Here is a 19473-nt window from a genome sequence, read left to right on the forward strand (position 1 = left end):
TCAGTGTTCACGCAGGCCTTGCGAAAGCGCGAGGAGCTCCTTCAGGTCCGCGTCCATGCCAGGATCCGCCGGTCGGGCGACGATGTGTACGCCAGTCCGAGGCTCGCCTTCGTTGCTTCGGAGAAGGCCCTCATGTAGCCGTTCCGCGGACAACGTCGATGCGCCGTCACTGGCCTCGTCCGGTTCGAGATAGGGGCTCAGACAGACCAAGCCGTCCCTGCATTCGATCGCTCGCCGGTAGAAGTGCAACCGCATACGGCGCACGCGGAAAGCCTCGCGTGCTTGCGATGTCTTCGGCAGCAACGTGATGTCCGGAAAGGCCTGGGACAAGGCAGCCCACAACGGCCTGAGCTGGCGGTAGTGCTTGCGATCCACGACCCACAATCGAACCTTCACGATCCCTGCGCGAACACCGGGGTAGGCGACGCCGAAGAAGAAGATGGAGATGCCCAGAGCCAGGAAGGGAGAGGTCCAGATGTCAGTGCCTGGAACAACGTCCTGCCGAAGTACCAGTCGGCTGGCGGTCGAAGCGATCCGAGGTAGATGTGTTCCCAAGCAGCAGATGACAAGGCCCGCACTCGCGACGCGCAAACTGAGCCGTACTCGCGACTGGGCTTGGTCTCCGGCCCGCCAGGTCAGGGCAGCGCCGCGTGCCGTGGCGTAGGCCATGTAGGCGTTGCCGACCAGGTAGAAGAGCAGTTGCATCGTCGCCGAACCGGCCGCCTCGTAGCCGAAGCTGCCGGGGTTCTTGTCGGCGAGGACGAAAGTGGCTGCCAGTCCGCAGCTGGCGACCAATGCGATCGCCATCTCGATCAGGCCCCGCGACGCAACGTCACGAGAATCCACTATGGACTCCAGCAGGACGATCAGCAGGGAGAAGAAGAACGTCAGCACGACGTTCTGGAACAGCTTTGGCAGCTGGCCCGAGGATGCCGGCAGCGCGGAGCCGGGATCTGCCGCGAGCTGGGCGGTCAATGCGAGGAAGACCAGAAAGGTGCATGCGGTGATCACTTGAAGGCCGCGGTCGGCTGGAACGCGGACCAGCTGGGAGATCTTCCAGCTGGAAGCGCCCGCGGCCGCACCCCACATCGCGAGGTTGGGCAGGCTCATCACAGCCAGCCCTGGTGGTCGTCGAAGGCTCCGTGCAGTTGTCGGCCGGCCCTGCTCGTCTGGGCTGGCGAGAACTTCAGGGCCTCCAGCAAGGTCGCCCACTCCTTGATGACCGTGGCCACCATTTCGGCCTCGCGTTCCGCGACGAGGCTGTAGCCGTCGCGGCGCAGAGCGTCCCTGACGACTTCGGCCGGGATGTCGGGAAACAGGGCGGCGAGGTCGGTCGCGCCGCCCTCTGTGCTGTGACCACTGATCATGTGCCCGACCTCGTGCAGGATGATGTGGTCCTGGTGGGCGGTCGTGGTGTGCTGCTGGTACAGGATCCGGTCGGCGCCCGCGAAGGCGATCCATAGCCCGAACGCGCCTGGGGCCGGCAGCGGATACGGCACGAGCTCTATCGGCCGCCCGCGGTGGTCGGCGAGCTTCCGGCACAGGTCGCGGACGTCGAGCGGCGTGTCGACGTCCAGGTCGCGGAGAAGCTTCTTCACCCCTCGGCGCAGCTGCAGATCGTTGCGCCAAGCGCCCTCGCGAGGACTACGACGCGAGCGCAACTCGATCGAGGATTCTCGTGATCGCCGCCGCGGTCGCGGTCGGGTGGCTGACCAACCCGTTGTGGCCCCCGGGCAGCTCGGCGAACGGGACGCCCAGATCGCTTGCGAACTGCTCGGCGCAGCGGTACTCCCATTGGCCTCGTGAAAGATCGCCGCCGGTGAGAATGATGTTCGTCGACTTCGCCGAGTCGGCGAGGTCTTCGGCCACCAGGGCGGACCTCCGGACAGCGGGGAAGTCGCGTTCGAAGAAGTGCTGGAGGTTTGCCATCAGGTCACCCGCCGGTGGTGCGGGCCGAGCGCCGTCTTCCATCGAGTCGCGCGCGCCCGTCAGCGATCCCATCTGGCGGATCGCGGCTAGGACATCCTCTTGGGCCGTCGCCGCGACTTGGTCCAACGCGGCCTCTCGTACCGGATCGAGCACGACCGCGCTCATCGGCGGCTCGTGGGCCACCAGCGTCGCCACGCGATGTGGCTCCAAGGCGACCAGATGGAGCCCGATCAGCGCGCCAATGCTGGCGCCGACGACGTGCGTGGGCTCCGAGGTGGACGCCGCAAGTACCGCGCCGGCGTCGGCGGCGTGACGGGCCATCGTGACGGGATCCGATTCGGACGAGGTGGTACTCCGCGAAAGGCCTCGCCGGTCGTAGGAGATAACGCAGAAGCGGTCGGCCAAGGCGGTTGCGAGTTGCTCGGTTGCCCCGGCTTCGCTGATGCCGCCCTGGATGAGCAGGACGGGCGTGCCCTGTCCTCGGGATTCGACGTAGAGGAGTGCACCATCGCACTCGACTTCGAGTTGCTCTACCTGCATCGGCCATCCTCGATCTCGTCGGCGGGAGATTTTGCCATCCTGGCAGCGGTGGCCGCGCTGACGAGCGAAGCTGTCACGACGGTCCTCCCAGCCCGTTGGTGATCAACTGGCCCCGATGGTGGCAGATCGGCGCCGCGCGGCTTGACACCTCCAACGCATGTCACTCGGACGTGTGATCGTTGGCCGTCTCCCTGCTGGCCTGGAAGTCGATGAACGCGCGCACGTTGGAGAGGGCGTCGGGCGAAAGGGTGCTCGCCCGGAGTGCGACGTCGCGAACTCCGTGGGCCGACAGTTTGGCGAGGAGGGCGTACTGCTCCTGGAGCTCACGCGCCCGCCGGCTGTTGCCGAAGTACTCGAGGTCGACTCCGAAGTAGGCCGCAAGTTCCTGTACGAGTCGGAGCTTTGGTTCGTTCGCTCCGTTGATCAAGTTGTAGAGCTGGCTCTTGGAGATGCCGACGTCCTCGGCGACCTCGGCTACCGAGTAGGACCGGCCATTCGGGTGCTTCTTGACGTTGATCAGCCGTTCGAGCAGCTTGCCGAATGGCTCGGTCTCGGCCGGGTCCAGATCTTTGGCCTCGGACACCTCGCCCCCTTCGATCGAGATTCCAACTTATTGGAATTTTGATCTCGATGCGTCCGGAATATTTGACTACGCGTCCAGCTTTTCGTACTGTCCGTATTGATCATTCCAACATATCGGGCAGCATGGTCTTCGGGAACCGCTGGAGACTGCTGTCGCTCGATTGGGTCCCCGCCCAGGTAGACGCCCCAACCGGTGCGTCTGATGCGCGGGGAGGCGCCATGAGGAAGATCGACAGCTTCGCGGCAGCTGTGCATCGTCAGCGGCGGCAGTGCGGGCTTTCCCTCGGCGAGCTGGCTGCGAAAGCCGGGTATAGCGCGAGCTACCTCTCAAAGCTGCTTCATGGCCACCGCCCGCTGCTGCCGGCCGTCGTCCACGACCTCGACACGGCGCTGGCGGCCGATGGTGAGCTGGACAAGATCGCCGCCGAGCAGCGTGGTGACGCGCGTCCGGTCACGCGCCCGATCCTACTGCCGCCGGCCGCGGCCGAATTCGTCGGCCGCGACGAACAGTTGCAGGCGATGGACCACGCGTTGGTGACCCAGGGCCGCCCTGGTGCGACGGTCACGATCGTGATCGAAGGCGGGTTCTGGACCGGCAAGACCGCCCTCGCCGTGCATTGGGCGGCCCGCGTGCAGGCCCGCTTTCCAGGCGGATGCCTGTTCGCCGACCTTCGCGGCCTCGCACCCGGTGCCCCAGCCGATCCAGCGGAAGTCCTGGACGGATTTCTTCTGGCCCTCGGGGTGAACTCCGCTGAGCTCGGCACCACCACTTTGCAGGCCAGGATCGCGCGCTACCGATCCCTGCTCGCTGACCGGCCCGCGATCGTGATCCTCGACAACGTGGCCGATTACCGGCAGGCGGAATGGCTGCTCCCTGGCGCAGGCAGCGTCGTGCTGGCGACCAGCCGCGAACGCCAGGCCGGCCTGCTGGCGCGTACCGGCGGTACCGTCATCGACCTCTCGCCACTCGCTCCCGAGCAGGCACTCACCCTGCTCGGCCGCCGGGTCGGTGAGGCGCGCGTGCGAGCCGACGCGACGGCCGCCGAACTCGTGGTCGACCGCTGCGGCTGCTTGCCGATGACGGTCCTCATCGTCGCCGAGCACCTCCAGCGCCACCGTGACACGTCGCTCACCGGTCTGGCCGAGCGCCTCGACTCCGAAAAGACACGCCTCGACCTGTTCACGTCCAGCGACCCCGCGGTGAACATCCACGGCGTCGTCGATGTCTCGTACCTGACCTTGTCACCGATGGTGAGACGGGTGTTCCGCTACCTCGGCATCGGCCCGGCGAACAACGTCACGGTCGAGTCCGCGGCGGTGCTGGTCGATCTGGACGTCGGACGTACCGGTGATGCCCTTCGCCAGCTCGCTGAGGCGCATCTGCTGGAGCAACTGCCCGACTGCCGTTACCGGCTCAGCTCCCTGCTGCGGGCGTACGCCCACCAGCGTGCTTTGGTCGAAGAACCGCTTGCCGAGGTCGAGCGCGCTCACGACCGTGCACTGCGCTGGTACGCCGCGACGGCCTGGGAAGCGAACAACACGCTCATTCCGAGCTGGGCAGACAGCGTCATCGATCCGCAGAACGTCAACGGGATCGAACCGATGTCGTTTCGCGCCGGCGGCTTCGACGCGGCAATGGCTTGGTGCGAGCAAGAGGTCGCGACCGCGCTGCAGGTGGCGCGAAACTCCCGGACCTACGGAGCCAAGGACGTCTTGTGGCTGCTGCCCACCGCGTTTCTCCCGTACTTCGTGCTCACCCGCAGCTGGAACACCTGGCTGGTGGCCGCCCACGACGGGCTTGCCGCAGCACGGGCGGCCGGCAGCGACGCAGGCGTCGCCCGGAGCCTGGAAGCCCTCGGCTGGGTCGAACACGAACTGGGTCGTAGTGACGATGGCGTCGCACACCTCGAGGAGGCGCTTCACCGGCATGAACAGCTCGGTGACGATCGATCCCGAGCCTGGACCGCGTACGGCCTCGGACAGGCGCACTCGGCCTCCGGCCGGGTTGCCGAAGCGCGGCAACTGCACGAACTCGCGGACCGCCTGTTCGGAGCTTCGGGCGTCAAGATCGGGCTTGCGGTGAACCGGGCTGCGTTGGCCGAGATCTGTGACCTGGCAGGCGCGCCGGACAAGGCGATGGAGTACGCGCTCGACGCGCTGAATCGCGCGCAGATGTTCACGCCGAAAGCCGTTCTCGGCATCGCCCACCAACGGATCGGCACGCTGCTCGCTCGGCACGGCCACCATCGGATGGCGCTGAAGCACTTCGACGACGCGCTGGCCGTGCGCGGCCGGAGCTGGCAACGCTGGGGCTCCGCAGAGACGCTGATCTCGCGTGCCGATGTTCTCTGCGAACTCGGCGAGGTCGAGCAGGCGCGGGAGACGTTCGTCCGAAGTCTGAAAGTGCTCGAGGCCATCCGCGACGGGAGGGCATCGGAAGTACGAGCTCGGCTGGCTTCCATGGAGGCCGCGAGCGCAGGCTGGCTACGGGGGACGTCCGCCTCTGGCTGACACTCGCCCACAACCGCGGGATCGGCGTATTCTCGATCCTCGTGAGGCGTGCGAGGGTGGGAATTCTTGCGATGGCGTGCGTAGCGGGATTGGCCGCGTGCGCACCCGGAGATTCACAGACGGACAAGACCGCGCAGCGGGTCGCCGACGCGATCGATTCGCCACCGCAGACCTCGGCGGCGAACTACGCGCGGAAGGCGATCGAGGCCGCGCACGGCAGCTCGGACTTCGCCGTGGTCGAGATGCGCGACAGTCCCTCCGACGATCTGGACGCGGTGACAGCGCATCTCGTTTTCCGCGTGTACCACTCAGGAACGCAGGACGAACTCTTCCCTCAGGATCCGGTGACGGCCTGCTACAAGGTGGGCTTCAACTTCCGCGGCCTCGTCGAGTCGCCACGTCGAACGGACTGCCCTGCCAACGCGTCACCTCTGGATCCGCCGCCGATTCCGGTCTGGGAAGTGCCCGAAGGCTTCGATCGGGCGTTGCGGGCGGTCTTGACCGGTCTGCCGGCATCCGTGACCGACGAGCAGGCTTCGGGTGCTCTGGCGCGCTCAATGCCGCCTCTGCCGCTCGACCCGGAGACGCAAGCCCAGGGGCGTGCTCCCGTACAAGATGTTGCTGTGCACGGCAACGACGTTGGCGTCGCATACCGGGCGGGTGATCGGTCCACCGGTGGCATCGACTGCCTTTTGGGGTCGCGGATCGGCGGCTCGACGCTGGTTTGGCGTCCATCGTGGGCACAGGTTCAACCGGGCGAACTCACATGCACGGCGGAGACCGCGTTGGGCCGGCAAGGCGTCACCCCTCCGCATTGACGCATCCTTTGTTGGCAAAGATTGGCGTCTTGACTCGATCGGCACAAATTCGGCACTGAACGAGCACAACGCTGGGTTGATGGCGCAGTTCCATCGATGCGGCGCCGGGTCCACAGTGGATTCAACAGAGCCTCGCGAATCAGGCTGGCTCTCCTTGAATCCCTGGAGTAACTATGAGTTCTTGGGCCCTGCGCGCCAAAGCCGTTCGTGCCATCTGCGTCCCGTTCGCGGCGCTGACAGTGTGCGTCGTAGCCGCGAGTCCGGCCGGCGCAACGACCGAGAACCAGCTTCGCGAAGGCTGCGGCTACCTCGGCTGGGGCGACTACCGGCATTGTGACGGCGGTACCGGCTCGCGGGTCGACCTGGACGTCGAAGACGTCTGGGGCAACCTTTACCGCTACTGCGTCGGGCCTGGAACAACCAACCTCCAACCGGTGATCCGGTGGCGGATCACCGGCGCGTGGTGGAACGGTGGCGTCGGGTGCCATCCGGGCTTCGAAGGCCCGGCGTAGCTCGAGGACGGCTCCCGGTCCTCGGCCAGTCGACGCGGCGGGCGTTCGTGCCCTCCTTCGATAACGCCCGCCGCGTCGGCGAATCAGGAAGCGACTGCGAGCGTCACCGCCATCGCCACGAGGAGACACGGTCCGAACGGCACGGCACGGCTCGCCCTGAGGCGGGGGACGAGTAGGAGCGCCAGCGCGACGAGCGACGCCAGGACAACCGCGCCGGCCAGCTCGGCCCAGCCGACCCAGCCGGTCACCAGACCGACCACGGCCGCGAGGCCGACGTCTCCGGAACCAACACCGCCTTCGACGAGAACCGCAAGCAGCAGGTAGAAACTCGCTGCCGCGAGCATCGCCCACAGGGCACGGAGCCCGGGAGCCGGATCAGAACGCGCCACGCACAGGAGCGCGAGACCGAGTGCGGCGCCTACCAGCTGGGGCACGACGACGATTCGAGGTAACCGATGTTCGAGCCAGTCGATGATCGACAACGGAATTCCGAGCGTCAGCACGAAGGCGTAGACCGGCAACTCACCCCGCGCGCCGACGCGCCAGGCGAGGATCGTGAGCACCAGTGCGGTAGCGAACGCGCCAAACCACCACGACGACGCGATCCGCGACCGTCGGTCGGCGAGCTGTTTGGTGATCAGGCTTCCGGCGGCACCGAGACCGAACCCCGCGACCGCGCTGGTGATGGCCGGCCAGCCGTTCACAGCTTCACCGCCGGATTGTCACTGCTTGCTCTCCCCACAAGGCAATGCTGGCCAGCTCGTGGATCGATCGCACTGCTTGTCCTACCAACGAGTGAACTTCCACGGAGGTGGTCTCCGGCGCGGGACGGCCAGCTGATCATTCCAACGGGAGGGGAAGTCATGAATCTACGTCACGGTGCTGTCGGTGTCTCTCTGGTCCTGCTGCTCGGGGCTTGCAGTTCCGCCGAGCCCAGCGGACCGCCGGCGTCTTCGAGCACCGCGGCGACGAGGAGCGCGCTACCGCAGCCGGTCGACGAAGCGAAAGAGCGCGCGGTCGCGGCGTACCTCGGCATGTGGAGCGACATGGCCGACGCCGCTGTGACCTCGGACTGGCGATCGCCGAAGCTCGCGTCGAACGCCACGGCCGACGCCCTGTCGAGGATTTCCCGCGGCCTCTACGCCGACCACTACAACGGACTCGTCACCAAGGGGAGACCCGTCAACCATCCGACGGTCGAATCCGTCGAGCCCGCCGCCGCGCCGACGACGGTGAACGTCGCCGACTGCCGGGACGACAGCCAATGGCTCAAGTACCGCGCCGACACCGGCCAGCAGGCCGACGACGGACCGAGCGGGCGTCGGCACATCGAAGCAAAGGTCAAGAAGGCCGTGGACGGCTCCTGGAAGGTCGTCGACTTCGCGATCCAGGACGTGGGGACATGCTGACGCGCGCCCCGGCTGTCGGCGGAGTGATCGCCGCACTGCTACTGAGTTCGGCGGTTAGCGCGTCGGCGGGCGGCTGGGGATCCGTCGACTGTGCCCAAGAGTCGTCGCCCTACTGCGAACTCGGAGCCGGGAAGACCGGAAAGGCGCCCGGAGGCGGCGACCGAGTGCCCGACGCGCCGAGCCCGAAAGGGGGCGGTGGCAAGGCCACTCCGCCGCCCGGTGACCGGATCGTCGGCGGTAACTCGCCCGCGGCGAGCTGCTCGTACGTCCGGAGCAACTTCCAGCCTCCGGCGACCGGCGTCCAGACCGTGGTGTTCCGCGGTGCTGCGAGAGCTGTTCCGCCAGTCGTTCTCGCGTCCGTGCCGCTTTCGCGCGCACGCGGCCTCGGCGCGCAGCAGGGCGGGGCGTGGTACGTCTACCGGTGTACCAGCGCTGGTTTTCGCGATGGCCTGTACCGAGTTCCCATCTGGCTTCCCGATGGAGCAGCTCCTGCCGGAGCGCGCCTGCCATCTCCGCAGGAGCTGGCCGAGCAGGCTCGAACTCAGCTGCGCTTGCCCTCTCCCAGCATCGAGGCAAACCCGGCCGGCGACAAACTGGTGAGCCTGCCGACCTGGCTGTGGCTCGACCGCGGCAATTGGGGAACGCAGCAGGCGACGGCCGCCGTTCCCGGTGTCACGGTGACGGCGGTGGCGACGCCGAAGTCCGTCTCCTGGTTGACGGGCGACGGGGATACCGTGAACTGCTCCGGCCGCGGAACCCCGTTCACACCCGGCGGAGACGCCTCGGCAGCGTCCCCTGATTGCGGCCACACCTACCGCCGGTCGTCGGCGACCGCACCAGCACAGCTGTTTCCGGTCAGGGCAACGATCCACTGGACGATCACCTGGTCCGGCGCGGGACAGAGCGGCACGTTCCGCGATCTGACCACGTCGGCGTCAGCCGCATTCCGGGTCGCCGAAATCCAGGCGCTCGGTACTGGACACCGCTGATCGATCGAACAATCCCGCTTGAGCTGCGCACCAGCTGCCACGAGGTGCGCGGCGCTGTCGAACCATGCCTGGGAGGCACCTCGTGACCAGCATCCGTACCGGTGATCGCGACACGGGAACCGAGACCAGTTCCGTGTCGTGGCTGGGGAAGAATGGTCGGCTGGTCGCTGTACCGGCCGGTCGGCGGACGCGACGTCGCCTGCCGCACCTGCTCGTCGGCGTCTTGCTCGTCCTCGCGTGCGTCGGCGGTGCTCTGTGGTGGACCACCAGCGCGCAGAGCCGGGTTTCGGTGCTGGCAGTCGCCCGGCCGCTGAGCATCGGACACGTTCTCGAACGGACGGACGTCCGCGAGGTCGAGGTCTCGGTCGCTGACACGGTCGAAACCGTGCCGATGGAGCAGGCAACCGCCGTGCTCGGCCGGCCGATGGCGACGAGCCTCGGCCCGGGTGCCTTGCTCACCCCGGGCAGCGTCGGCCCAGCGTCGGTCCCCGGCGCCGGGCACGCCATCGTGGCCGTCGCGCTGAAGCCGGGGCAGTTCCCACTCGAGGTCGCGGCCGGGACGGCCACCCTCGTCGTGGTCACCGCGCCATCGTCGACCAGTTCGCCATCCCTACCGGAGACCGGGCAGACGTGGCCGGCCACCGTGACCGGGCTGGTCAAAGCGGAGTCCGACCAGACCACGGTGATCTCGCTGCAGCTCCTCGGCAACGCCGCGCTGGCGCTCGCCCGGGTGCCGGTCGGCCAGGTGTCGCTGGTCATGCTCGCGGGCGGTGAGCGTTGATGTTGATCGCTCTCGCCAGCGTGAAGGGCTCGCCGGGCGTCACCACCTTCGCCCTCGCTCTCGCCGCAAGCTGGCCTGCCGGCGTCCGTCGCGTCGTCGTCGAGTGCGATCCCGCCGGCGGTGACCTCGCGCAGCGATTCGGCCTGGCCGCGTCGCCCGGGCTGCTCAGCCTCGCGGCGGTGGCCCGCCAGCCGGTGGATCCCGACGTCGTCTGGAGCCATACGCAACCGCTCTCCGGCGGCCTGCAGGCCATGCCCGGCCCGCCCGGAGGCCAGCAGGCGCGGGCCGCGCTGAGCACCCTGGCCTCGCCTTCCTCACCGCTCTACGGCACCGCGCGCCAGCCGACGGTGGTGTTGTTCGCCGACTGCGGGCGCCTGGACCCGGGCTCGCCTGCCGAAGCGGTAATTCGTCACGCGGACGTCCTCCTGCTGCTCTCCGGCACCTACAGCGACGAGCTCGCGCACCTTGCCACCCGCGCCCACGAGCTGGGCCACACAGCCGCCCGGGCGTGCCTTGTGCTCGCCGGCCACGGCCATCCGACCCACACCGTGGAGCGTGAGCTGGGCATTCCGGTCATGGCGAGGATTCCGCACGACCCGAGCGCGGCCGCGCGCTACACCGGGCGAGCAGCCGCCGGCCGACGACGAACGGGTGGGCTCGTCCGGGTCGCGAGCGACGTCGCTCAAGCCCTGTTCGGTGATTTCCGCTGCGAACCGGCGCCGCCGATCCCGGACCTCGTCCAGCAAGTGCCTGGTGTACCTGCACAGCACACCGCGTCGTCGGGCGTTCGTGTTTTGTCACCAGACCTGCACAACGGCCGCCCCCAAAGCAGTTCTCCCGGAAAGGACGTCCGGTCATGACCGTGCTCGACGAGCATCGCCGGCCCGATCCGGCAACCGACTCCGGCCCCGCAGCACGTTTACGGGAGTTCCTCCGGCGCACGCTCGCCGACGAGCTGCCGAGCCGGGCCGGCGCTGCCACGCTGATGACTGCGGTGCGCCGTCGCGAGCTGGCTCGCGAGCTTCTTAGCGCCGCAGGCGCCGCGCACAGCGAGGCCGAGTTGCAGGCAGGCCGGGTCCTGCTGTCGCCGGATGCCGAGGCACTGGTCGTCGAGGCCGTCCTGGACGAGGTCTTCGGGCTGGGCGGCCTGCAGCCGCTGTTGGACGATCCCACGGTCGAGACGATCAACGTCAACAGCTACGACCGCGTGTTCGTGCAGTACGCCGACGGCACTCGCGCCGAGGTGGGTCCGGTGGCGGCCTCGAACGACGAGCTGACCGACCTGATCCGTACCCTCGCGGCGCGCGCCTCCTCGGAGGAACGCCGGTTCGACCGCGGCTCGCCCGCACTGAATCTCCAGCTCCCGGGAGGCGAGCGGCTGTTCGCCGTGCTCGGGCTCACCGTCGGCGGGGTCACGGCGTGCTCGATCCGCCGCCACGGCTACCTCACGACGACTCTCGCCCAGCTGCGCCGCCGCGGCACCCTCGACGCTGGTCTGGAGCGATTCCTGCGCGCGCTCGTGCGCGCTCGCAAGAACGTCCTGATCACCGGCGGTACCGGGATTGGCAAGACGACCCTGCTCCGCGCCATGGCGGCTGAGATGGATCCGCTCGAGCGCATCGTCACCATCGAAGACGCCTTCGAGCTCGGCCTCGGCATCGACCCCGGGCAGCACGCGGACGTCACGGCGTTGCAGGCACGCGAAGCCAACGTCGAGGGAGCCGGCGCGATCGGCCAGGCCGAGCTCGTCCGCTGGGGCTTGCGGATGTCTCCGGACCGCGTGATCGTCGGCGAGATCCGCGGGCCCGAGGTCATTCCGATGTGCAACGCGATGTCGCAGGGCAACGACGGCTCGATGGCGACCCTGCACGCGAGCAGCTCGAAGATCGCGTTCACCCGGCTGGCGTCCTACGCCGCGCAGGGCGCCGAACGGCTGTCGCTGGAGGCGACCGCCTTGCTCGTGGCGTCCAGCGTGCACTTCGTCGTCCACCTGGCCAAAGCCGGAGATCGCACGACGAGGGTGGTCTCCTCGATCCGCGAGGTCGTCGACGCCGACGGCGGCACCGTCGTGTCGAACGAGATCTACCGCCCCGGCTCCGATCTCCGCGCACGTCCGGTCGCCGGAGCGCTCCGCGCCGACACACTCGACGACCTTGTCGCGTCGGGGTTCGACCCTCAACTCCTCATCCAGCCGGACGGGTGGTGGCAGGCATGAACAGCACCGTGATCGGGTGCGTGATCGGGCTCGGGACCGCCGTCGGGCTGCTGCTCGTCCTCGTCGGCCTCCAGCTCGCGCGACCGGCGACCGGACGCTCGGCGGGCCGGGAGCTGCCATGGCGAGCCGATCGGCGCTGGGGTTTCCGCGTGGCGCTCGCGGCCGGCATCGGTCTGCTGGCCGCCGCGGCGACCGGCTGGCTCGTGGGCGGTGTTCTCGCCTTCGCCGCGGTCTGGTTCCTGCCGGCGCTGGTCGGCCCTGACCGCGTCCACGCTCGCCGGGTCGCTCGCATCGAGGCCGTGGCGTCGTGGACCGAGATGCTGCGCGACACGCTGTCGGCCGCGGCCGGTCTGGAGCAGGCGATCCTCGCCACGGCACCGCTGGCACCGGCAGCGATCCGTCGCGACGTCGCTGGCCTCGCCGCGCGGTTGCGGAGCGGACACCGGCTTGCACCGGCCTTGCGGCTGCTGGCGGACGAGATCGGCGACCCGATCGCGGACCTCGTCATCGCGTCCCTGGTTCTCGCCGCCGAGCACCAGGCCCGCCAGCTCGGAGAACTGCTCGGCTCCCTGGCCGAAACCGCGCGGGCGCAGGCGGCGATGCGGATGCGCGTCGAGACCGGCCGCGCTCGCACGCGCACCTCGGTCCGGGTCATCGTCGGCACCACCATCGCGTTCGCTGTCGGGGTCGTCGTACTGAATCGCGACTACCTCACGGCGTATGACAGCCCCCTGGGGCAGGCCGTCCTGCTCTGCATCGGTGCGCTGTTCGGCAGCGGATTCGCCTGGCTGGCCCGGATCGTGGCAGGCCGAACCGAGCCGCGCGCGCTCTCGATTCACCAGCACCCGGAGCCGGAACCGGTCACCGCGGCCGCGTGGGGAGGCGAGCGAGCATGATCGCCGTCATCGTGATGGGCATCGGAACCGGGCTCGGCTTGTGTTTGATCCTGACCTGGGCAATCCCTCCACAACAGACACTTCGAGAACGTCTTTCCGATCCAGGCGGGGGAGAGGCTTCGGTTGGCGAACCCGCCGAGGTGACGTGGGCTACCGCCTTGGCGCGTCCGCACCTGCCCGGTCTGCGTGCGCTCGGCTTGCCGGGGAGCGGCCTCGAACGCGACCTGCGCGTGCTCGGCCGGGGCGTCGACACCCACCTTGCCGTGAAGCTGGTACTGAGCTGTGCCGGACTCCTGATGCCGCTGCTACTGCAAGGCGTCCTGTCCCTCGGCGGCCTTCAGCTCGGTCTCGAGCTTCCGTTCGTCGTCGCGGTCATGCTGGCCGCTGCCGGGTTCCTCCTGCCCGACCTCGAGGTCCGGGCGAAGGCGGCACGTGCACGTGCAGAGTTCCGCGCTGCGTTATCGGCGTTCCTCGACCTCGTCTGGATCACCCTCGCCGGCGGCGCCGGAATCGAGTCCGCCTTACTCGCAGCCGCAGAGGTCGGCTGCGGCCCGGCCTTCACCCGGATCCGCCGCGCCCTCGCCGGCGCCCAGCTGACCCGCATCACGTCCTGGGTGACGTTGCGCCGGCTCGGCGAGGAGCTGGACATCACCGAGCTCGCCGAACTCGCCGCATCGATCTCCCTCGCCGGGACCGAGGGTGCCAAGGTCCGCGCCTCGCTCTCCGCCAAAGCCGGCGCTCTTCGAACACACCTCGTCGCCGACGCCGAGGCCGAGGCACAAGCTGCGACCGAACGCATGGCGCTGCCGGTCACCCTGCTGTTCCTCGGATTTCTCGGATTCATCGCCTTTCCAGCCGTCACGCAGGTCCTCAACGGCCTCTGACCGTCCACAGGAGACCCCATGCTGCTCTACGCTCGAATTCTCTGGAACCTAGTCACCGCTCGGATCCTGCGGGTCCTGGCCGATGACGACCGCGGCGAGATCACGACCACCGTCATCGTCACGGCGCTCATGGCGGTGCTGGCCATCGCCTTGATCGCGATCATCGCGGCGAAGCTGACCGCGAAGGCGAACAGCATCGACCTCGGCCTCGGAGTCTGACGTGCTCTCGCGCGTCCGGCGTGTGTTGGCTGGAGACCGGGGAGAAATGAGCGCCGAGCTGGTCATCGCGACGCCGCTGTTGCTGCTCGCGCTGCTGGCGATCGTCCAATTCGCACTGTGGTCGCACGCAGTCCACGTCGCTCAAGCAGCCGCTTCGCAGGCACTGTCCGCGGCTCGCACACAGGACGGTTCAGCTGCGGCCGGACGTGACGTGGGCAAGCGGTTGCTCGATGACCTGGTTCGCGGACCGCTGCGTTCGCCGCGCGTCGGGGTCGTTCGCACTCCGACCTCGGCATCGGTGAGCGTGGAAGGCGAGGTCGTCGCGGTCCTGCCCGGCGTGCACCTGCACGTGCACGCCGAAACTGCCGGCGCGGTCGAACGGTTCGTCCCGGACCTCTGAGCCAAGGAGAGAAGCCATGCCACTGCTGGAAAAACCGGGAGCGGTGACCGTCGGCGACTTCGCCGACGGATCGGACACCATGCTGTGGAATCCCGCTGTCACGGCGGAACGTTGGCACCGGCTGGTGAGTCGCGCCTTCCTCGAGCACCTCGTCTCGACTCGCTGTGCGGCAGGACTGCTGGTCCTGGCACTGGGTATCGCCGCTCCAGGAGCTCTTGCCGGAGCGATGACTGTCGGCGGCGGCATCGCGCTTCTGCTGAGCGGCGTCTGCAACGCGTTCGTCGCCGCGGCGTGCCTCGCGACCGATCACGAGCATCGGCAGGGACACCGATGTCGTCTGGAGCGCTCTCGCGGCGAGTTCTTCCTTCGAAGCGCCGACTTCACAGCGCTCGGCGAAGCGGCGACGTACCAGGCCGGGCTCCTGGTCGACCTCCTGAGTGAACTCCACGACTCCAGGGCACGCGACTGGCTCGACTCCGAGCTGTGCGACCGAGCCCACCAGGTCGTCTGGGCCGCGCTGGTCCGCCTGACTCGAACGGAGTCTGCTCGCCAGCACGCTGCGCGCCTTAAAGCGGCACCGGGCGAGACCGAGCTCGCGGCCACGACCGCGTCGGCGATCGCCGAGTTCGACACGCAGCTCGACGAGCTGATCTTCCACCTCCAGGGATGCGTCACGCTGGCCCGGGAATGGGAAGCCAAGCTGCGTCACGCCGAGATCGTCGAGCACACGGAGACCGTCCACGCCGGACTGCGAGCCGCGTCGATCCGTCCCTTCGTCGTGGTGGCCGAGGAGCTGCCGCAATCCGTCTTCGCCTACGTCACCGCGGCTCGGGACCTCACCGGAGCCGGGCGGTTTCCGTGGGAACCGCCGGCCACGGAGCCGATCCGGTGACCGGGGCGCGGCGCAGCCGGACGGCGGGGTGGTGGCGTGACCAACGTGGGTCGGTGACCGCCGAGGCGGTCCTGATCGCGCCGGTTCTGGTCATGCTGCTGGTATTCGTCGCCGTGGTCATTCATCGGGGCGTCGACGCGCGGCTGCGGCTCGATGACGCAGCTCACCAGGCCGCGCGCGCCGCGAGCCTGCAGCGTTCTCCGGCGGCCGCCAGCACCGCCGCGGACGCGACCGCGACCTCGGCACTGGCGCGCGCCGGTCTGGTCTGCCGCGACGCTGCGGTCACCACGACGACCTCGGCGAGCCCGGGTGGCAGCGCCGTCGTCAGCGTCCGTTGCACCGTCGACTTCGGTCAGGCTCTTGTCCTCGGCGTGCCCAGCAGCCGGACGCTCAGCGCCACAGCCTCCGAGGTCATCGACACCTACCGGTCCCAGCCCACCGCCGGAGGCACATGATGGACGCCCGCCGCGCAGCGTGGTGGCGAGCCGAAGAGGGTCGCGTCTCGGCCTTCGTCGTCGTGCTGACGGCCGGGCTGCTCGCCTTGGCCGGCCTCGGGCTGGACGGCGGCCTCGCGCTCGCCGCGAAGGTCCGAGCCACCGGCCAGGCCGAATCCGCCGCCCGGGCCGGCGCGCAAGCGATCGACCTCGCCGCCTACCGGGAGACCGGCGCGCTGCGGCTGATCCCCGCGGACGCCGACGCACTCGCCCGCACCTACCTCGCCGGTGTCGGCGCCACCGGCGAGGTGACCGCCACCGTCGACACCGTGAGCGTCACCGTCACGACCAGCCGGCGCACCCAGCTGCTGTCGCTCATCGGCATCCCGTCGATCGACGCCCACGGCAGCGGCGCCGCCCATCCTCAGCGCGGCGTCACCGCTCTCGAACCCTGAACACCGAAGAAGGAAGCCATGATCACGACCGACGAGATCGAACGACGCGTCGAGAAAGCCGACGCGGAGAAGAGCGCCCGGAGGATGGCCGCGGCACGCGAGGTCGGTGAGCTCGCACGCCGCCGAGCCGCGTTGGCCGAGGAGCTGGCGGAGGTCGAACGCACGCTCGGCACCGTGCTCGCCGCGGCGGCGGACGTCATCAGCGTCGACGAGCTGGCCGAATTCACAGACGTCACGGCCGCCGATCTCACCGGGTGGCTGACCGCCGGCAAGCCCCGCGCCCGGCGAGGCCGACCGCCCGGCAGCCGCCGGCCGAAACCGGACACCCCACTCACGACCGCGCCTGCACCACCGGAACTTCGGCCAAGCCCGACGACGCCGCAGCCGCCAGCCCTCCAGGGCCAGCGAAGCTGAGTCAGGGACGCTGTTGTGACTGCAGAACGGCTGATCGGAACCCAACCACGGCGAGCTCGCCGTGGGTTCGTGCGCGGTGCAGAGCGCCTGCTGCAGGCCGGCGCGGCGCTCGCGCTGCTCGCAGGGTTGGCTGCCGGGCTGCCGTGGGCGCTGGCCCGATTCATCGGCTGGCCCCTCCCAGACCACCTGCCCACCACGGCAGAGATCGGCACGGTGCTGGCGGCCCCGCTGTCGACAAGTCTGCTGCTCGACGCCCTTGCGTGCGGCGCCTGGCTGCTGTGGGGCGCATTCCTCGTCGAACTGGCCGGGTACGTGCGGGACCTCGTCCTCGCCGCCGGGCGACCGAACCTCAGCCAGCGAGGCGGGCCACTCCGCCGGGTCGCCGCAGTACTCATCACCGCCGTCGTGGTGTCGTTCATCAGCCGAACTGCCGTCGCTGCAACCGGCGGGAGCAGCCCGGTGGGCGCGCCGGTCGCGGCGACATCGGCCGCTGACGGCCGATCGGCAGACATCGAGCTGGCGCGCCCACCCCGCGACGGGATCCACGACTCGCTGTACCGGATCGCGCAGCGCCGCCTCGACGACGGCGACCGGTGGCCGGAGATCTGGCGCCTGAACGACGGGAGCGCCCAGCCCGGCGGTCGCACGCTGACCTCGCCCAGCCTGATTCACCCGGGTGATCGGATCCGCCTACCGCCGACGCCCCGGCCCGTCGATGCCAAACCGTCGCAGCAGCAGTCGCCGGCTGAACCCGCGGATGTTTCTCCGCCACCGAGCCCGGCATCACCCTCCGCCGTTGCGTCGAACCTCGGCTCGTCGTGGGAGCCCGGCGTGTACGTCGGCCTCGGGCTGGCGGGCGCCATCAGCACCGCGGTGCTGGTCGCCCGTCGACGGCACCGTGCCGGCTACCGGCCCGGCAGCGGCGAACGCGGCGACGACCTGCGCGTGGCACCGGTCGTCTACCAGCTGCGCCTGGCACACCAGCGCGCCGAAACCCAACCCGACGAGCTCGATGTCACCGACGCCGAAGCGGACGGCGACGTTCCCGAGCTGGGTGAATCCGCCGATGAGGCGGCCGTGGAACTGGCGTTGGACCTCGCTTCGACACACGGTCTCGGTCTCATCGGCCCCGGCAGCCACGCCGCCGCCCGCGCGCTCCTGCTCACGGCGATGACCTCCACCCGCGGCACACAGGTCGTCGCGCCGGCCGCGGACTTGCGTGGCTTGCTCGGCGTCCCGGAACACGGGGCTGAACTGCCGGCGTGCGTCCACGTTGTCGCCGACCTCGCAGACGCGCTCACTCGCCTTGAGAGCCGAGATCCGCTAAAGGGCATCCGCGAAATTCTGATGGCCCGCATGCCGACCGGCGACCCCGATCACGCTCGACTGCAACGCGTCTTGGCCGACGGCGGCCCGAGCACGACCGTGCTGCTGCTCGGCCAATGGCATCCCGGCGTCACCGCCTACGTGGACGCCACGGGCGTCATCACCGCAACCTCACCTGGTCCGGGGGAGACGCTGCGTGGCCGCCGAGCCTTCTCTCTCCCCGAATCGGCGACCCGCGAGCTGTTCGCCCTCTTCGACGCCGCGCGGGACGATCAGCCTCAACCGGCTCTCGAGCCGACCCACGGGCTGGAGATCGCAGCACCGCCGGTCCCCGAACACGCCGAAGCGGTACCCGAGCCGATTACCGTCGACAACCAGCACGCCGCGACTACACCGCTGGTGCTGTCGGTGTTCGGGCAGCCGACGTTGTCGTGGCGACCGGACCTCACCCACCCGGACCGGACGGTCGAAATCACCGGCAGCCTGTCGCGGCGGCTATGGGAACTGCTGCTCTACCTTGCCCTGCACCCGCACGGCGTTCCGCGGGCGGCGATCATCGACAGCGTCTGGGCCAGCCGTCCCGCGCAAGACCCGGCCGCGGTGCTGCGCACCGTCCTGTCCCGCCTCCGCAGCACCATCCACAAAGCCACCTCGCCCGGCATCGGCGACCTGGTGGTTGCCGAGCACGGCCGGTATCGCCTCGCGCCCACGGTCGTCGAGGTCGACTACTGGTCGTTCGCCGACGCAGTCGCTCGACGTCGCACCACGACCGATGACCGGCAACGCGTCGCCGCCAACACCGCGATCGTCGCCGGCTACGGAGGTGAGCTGGCGGCCGGCATCGAAACCGAATGGATCACCGCGCTGCGGGAAGGTGTTCGCCGCGACGCCCTCGACGCCGTCGCCGCCCTCGCTCGCGGCCAGGTCCAGAACGATCCTGAGTCCACACTGGAGTTGCTCGAATCGGCGCGAGACTTCGACCCGCACAACGAGCTGCTCTATCGCGACATCATGCGTCTCGAACACAACCTCGGCCGGCACGACGCGATACCCAGGACGCTCCGCCTGCTCGAAGCGCGCCTCGCAGAGATAGACGAAACACCGACACCGACAACAATCGAGCTCGCCGAGCACCTCGGAGAAATCTCGGTCAGCGCGGCTGAAATACCTCGACGCTGAAATAGCTGAGCGGGCCTGATGGATGTTAGTGTCGATGTGCTGAACGTCATTTCGCAGAGAATCCTCCCGGTGTACTCACTCAAAGTTG

22 protein-coding genes are annotated in these 19473 nt (G+C 69.0%); 17 read left to right on the forward strand and 5 right to left on the reverse strand.

Translation table 11 applies throughout. The features are described 5' to 3' along the window. The 4 genes from MUY14_RS43040 to MUY14_RS43055 form a co-directional block, all read right to left on the reverse strand. Entirely contained in the window at window positions 1–1110 is a 1110-nt protein-coding gene (locus MUY14_RS43040) for an MAB_1171c family putative transporter (protein ID WP_247018433.1), read from the reverse strand. Next, complete coding sequence (locus MUY14_RS43045; RefSeq protein ID WP_247018436.1) at window positions 1110–1598, reverse strand: hypothetical protein; 489 nt, start codon at window positions 1596–1598, stop codon at window positions 1110–1112. Before MUY14_RS43045 ends, MUY14_RS43040 begins: the two co-directional genes overlap by 1 nt. A 46-nt stretch (window positions 1599–1644) precedes the next feature. Continuing rightward, window positions 1645–2469, reverse strand: coding sequence for an alpha/beta fold hydrolase (locus MUY14_RS43050; RefSeq protein WP_247018438.1), 825 nt, complete (start codon window positions 2467–2469; stop codon window positions 1645–1647). A gap of 160 nt (window positions 2470–2629) precedes the next feature. Beyond that, window positions 2630–3052 (reverse strand): helix-turn-helix transcriptional regulator, encoded by a 423-nt coding sequence (locus tag MUY14_RS43055; RefSeq protein ID WP_247018440.1) that lies wholly within the window; start codon window positions 3050–3052, stop codon window positions 2630–2632. A 218-nt stretch (window positions 3053–3270) separates the two neighbouring features. On the opposite strand from MUY14_RS43055, the gene MUY14_RS43060 reads away from it, so the two are divergent. From MUY14_RS43060 to MUY14_RS43070, 3 genes are all read left to right on the forward strand, one after another. Further along, window positions 3271–5562, forward strand: coding sequence for an XRE family transcriptional regulator (locus MUY14_RS43060; protein ID WP_247018443.1), 2292 nt, complete (start codon window positions 3271–3273; stop codon window positions 5560–5562). A gap of 71 nt (window positions 5563–5633) precedes the next feature. After that, complete coding sequence (locus MUY14_RS43065; protein WP_247018445.1) at window positions 5634–6380, forward strand: hypothetical protein; 747 nt, start codon at window positions 5634–5636, stop codon at window positions 6378–6380. A gap of 173 nt (window positions 6381–6553) precedes the next feature. Then, window positions 6554–6892: a DUF6355 family natural product biosynthesis protein gene (locus tag MUY14_RS43070; RefSeq protein WP_247018447.1), complete on the forward strand. Its 339-nt coding sequence runs from the start codon at window positions 6554–6556 to the stop codon at window positions 6890–6892. Between the two features lie 83 nt (window positions 6893–6975). On the opposite strand, the gene MUY14_RS43075 is transcribed toward MUY14_RS43070, so the two are convergent. Next, window positions 6976–7596 carry a prepilin peptidase gene (locus tag MUY14_RS43075; RefSeq protein WP_247018449.1) on the reverse strand — a complete coding sequence of 207 codons (621 nt, stop codon included), beginning with the start codon at window positions 7594–7596 and terminating at the stop codon, window positions 6976–6978. 342 nt (window positions 7597–7938) lie between these two features. Between MUY14_RS43075 and MUY14_RS43080 the strand changes: the two genes are divergently transcribed. The 14 genes from MUY14_RS43080 to MUY14_RS43145 all read left to right on the forward strand — a co-directional run bounded on the left by MUY14_RS43080 (window position 7939) and on the right by MUY14_RS43145 (window position 19385). After that, a complete protein-coding gene (locus tag MUY14_RS43080) occupies window positions 7939–8301 on the forward strand; it encodes a hypothetical protein (RefSeq protein ID WP_247018450.1) in 363 nt (120 codons plus the stop codon). Next, on the forward strand, window positions 8295–9290 hold the full coding sequence (locus tag MUY14_RS43085) for a hypothetical protein (protein WP_247018451.1): 996 nt from the start codon (window positions 8295–8297) through the stop codon (window positions 9288–9290). The genes MUY14_RS43080 and MUY14_RS43085 overlap by 7 nt, the downstream gene beginning before the upstream one ends. 82 nt (window positions 9291–9372) lie before the next feature. Beyond that, window positions 9373–10071 carry a hypothetical protein gene (locus MUY14_RS43090; protein WP_247018452.1) on the forward strand — a complete coding sequence of 233 codons (699 nt, stop codon included), beginning with the start codon at window positions 9373–9375 and terminating at the stop codon, window positions 10069–10071. Beyond that, entirely contained in the window at window positions 10071–10931 is an 861-nt protein-coding gene (locus MUY14_RS43095; RefSeq protein WP_247018453.1) for a carbon monoxide dehydrogenase maturation protein, read from the forward strand. Before MUY14_RS43090 ends, MUY14_RS43095 begins: the two co-directional genes overlap by 1 nt. Continuing rightward, the gene (locus MUY14_RS43100; RefSeq protein ID WP_247018454.1) at window positions 10928–12286 is read left to right on the forward strand and encodes a CpaF family protein; all 1359 of its coding nucleotides are present in this window, start codon (window positions 10928–10930) and stop codon (window positions 12284–12286) included. Before MUY14_RS43095 ends, MUY14_RS43100 begins: the two co-directional genes overlap by 4 nt. Further along, entirely contained in the window at window positions 12283–13182 is a 900-nt protein-coding gene (locus MUY14_RS43105) for a type II secretion system F family protein (protein WP_247018455.1), read from the forward strand. Before MUY14_RS43100 ends, MUY14_RS43105 begins: the two co-directional genes overlap by 4 nt. Then, entirely contained in the window at window positions 13179–14066 is an 888-nt protein-coding gene (locus MUY14_RS43110; protein WP_247018456.1) for a type II secretion system F family protein, read from the forward strand. Before MUY14_RS43105 ends, MUY14_RS43110 begins: the two co-directional genes overlap by 4 nt. Before the next feature lie 18 nt (window positions 14067–14084). After that, window positions 14085–14285, forward strand: a complete 201-nt coding sequence (locus MUY14_RS43115) for a hypothetical protein (protein WP_247018458.1) — start codon at window positions 14085–14087, stop codon at window positions 14283–14285. Window positions 14286–14331: 46 nt separating this feature from the next. After that, entirely contained in the window at window positions 14332–14685 is a 354-nt protein-coding gene (locus tag MUY14_RS43120; RefSeq protein ID WP_247018460.1) for a TadE/TadG family type IV pilus assembly protein, read from the forward strand. 43 nt (window positions 14686–14728) lie between these two features. After that, entirely contained in the window at window positions 14729–15577 is an 849-nt protein-coding gene (locus MUY14_RS43125) for a hypothetical protein (RefSeq protein ID WP_247018462.1), read from the forward strand. Window positions 15578–15630: 53 nt separating this feature from the next. Further along, window positions 15631–16032 carry a TadE/TadG family type IV pilus assembly protein gene (locus MUY14_RS43130; RefSeq protein ID WP_247018464.1) on the forward strand — a complete coding sequence of 134 codons (402 nt, stop codon included), beginning with the start codon at window positions 15631–15633 and terminating at the stop codon, window positions 16030–16032. Beyond that, the gene (locus MUY14_RS43135) at window positions 16032–16466 is read left to right on the forward strand and encodes a pilus assembly protein TadG-related protein (RefSeq protein WP_247025512.1); all 435 of its coding nucleotides are present in this window, start codon (window positions 16032–16034) and stop codon (window positions 16464–16466) included. Before MUY14_RS43130 ends, MUY14_RS43135 begins: the two co-directional genes overlap by 1 nt. An 18-nt stretch (window positions 16467–16484) precedes the next feature. Further along, complete coding sequence (locus tag MUY14_RS43140) at window positions 16485–16880, forward strand: hypothetical protein (protein ID WP_247018466.1); 396 nt, start codon at window positions 16485–16487, stop codon at window positions 16878–16880. A gap of 15 nt (window positions 16881–16895) precedes the next feature. Beyond that, window positions 16896–19385 (forward strand): BTAD domain-containing putative transcriptional regulator, encoded by a 2490-nt coding sequence (locus tag MUY14_RS43145; RefSeq protein WP_247018468.1) that lies wholly within the window; start codon window positions 16896–16898, stop codon window positions 19383–19385. Window positions 19386–19473: the final 88 nt, after the last annotated feature.

The sequence above is a fragment of the Amycolatopsis sp. FBCC-B4732 genome (assembly GCF_023008405.1).
GTDB classification, from domain to species: domain Bacteria; phylum Actinomycetota; class Actinomycetes; order Mycobacteriales; family Pseudonocardiaceae; genus Amycolatopsis; species Amycolatopsis pretoriensis_A.

Excerpts from the sequence above, each read along its gene's own strand:
- MUY14_RS43100 (WP_247018454.1), top strand. The coding sequence starts at position 10,928 with ATGACCGTGCTCGACGAGCATCGCCGGCCCGATCCGGCAACCGACTCC.
- MUY14_RS43110 (WP_247018456.1), top strand. The coding sequence starts at position 13,179 with ATGATCGCCGTCATCGTGATGGGCATCGGAACCGGGCTCGGCTTGTGT.
- MUY14_RS43070 (WP_247018447.1), top strand. The coding sequence starts at position 6,554 with ATGAGTTCTTGGGCCCTGCGCGCCAAAGCCGTTCGTGCCATCTGCGTC.
- MUY14_RS43095 (WP_247018453.1), top strand. The coding sequence starts at position 10,071 with ATGTTGATCGCTCTCGCCAGCGTGAAGGGCTCGCCGGGCGTCACCACC.
- MUY14_RS43040 (WP_247018433.1), bottom strand. The coding sequence starts at position 1,110 with ATGAGCCTGCCCAACCTCGCGATGTGGGGTGCGGCCGCGGGCGCTTCC.
- MUY14_RS43065 (WP_247018445.1), top strand. The coding sequence starts at position 5,634 with ATGGCGTGCGTAGCGGGATTGGCCGCGTGCGCACCCGGAGATTCACAG.
- MUY14_RS43115 (WP_247018458.1), top strand. The coding sequence starts at position 14,085 with ATGCTGCTCTACGCTCGAATTCTCTGGAACCTAGTCACCGCTCGGATC.
- MUY14_RS43120 (WP_247018460.1), top strand. The coding sequence starts at position 14,332 with ATGAGCGCCGAGCTGGTCATCGCGACGCCGCTGTTGCTGCTCGCGCTG.
- MUY14_RS43060 (WP_247018443.1), top strand. The coding sequence starts at position 3,271 with ATGAGGAAGATCGACAGCTTCGCGGCAGCTGTGCATCGTCAGCGGCGG.
- MUY14_RS43105 (WP_247018455.1), top strand. The coding sequence starts at position 12,283 with ATGAACAGCACCGTGATCGGGTGCGTGATCGGGCTCGGGACCGCCGTC.
- MUY14_RS43050 (WP_247018438.1), bottom strand. The coding sequence starts at position 2,469 with ATGCAGGTAGAGCAACTCGAAGTCGAGTGCGATGGTGCACTCCTCTAC.
- MUY14_RS43140 (WP_247018466.1), top strand. The coding sequence starts at position 16,485 with ATGATCACGACCGACGAGATCGAACGACGCGTCGAGAAAGCCGACGCG.
- MUY14_RS43080 (WP_247018450.1), top strand. The coding sequence starts at position 7,939 with ATGGCCGACGCCGCTGTGACCTCGGACTGGCGATCGCCGAAGCTCGCG.
- MUY14_RS43085 (WP_247018451.1), top strand. The coding sequence starts at position 8,295 with ATGCTGACGCGCGCCCCGGCTGTCGGCGGAGTGATCGCCGCACTGCTA.
- MUY14_RS43135 (WP_247025512.1), top strand. The coding sequence starts at position 16,032 with ATGGACGCCCGCCGCGCAGCGTGGTGGCGAGCCGAAGAGGGTCGCGTC.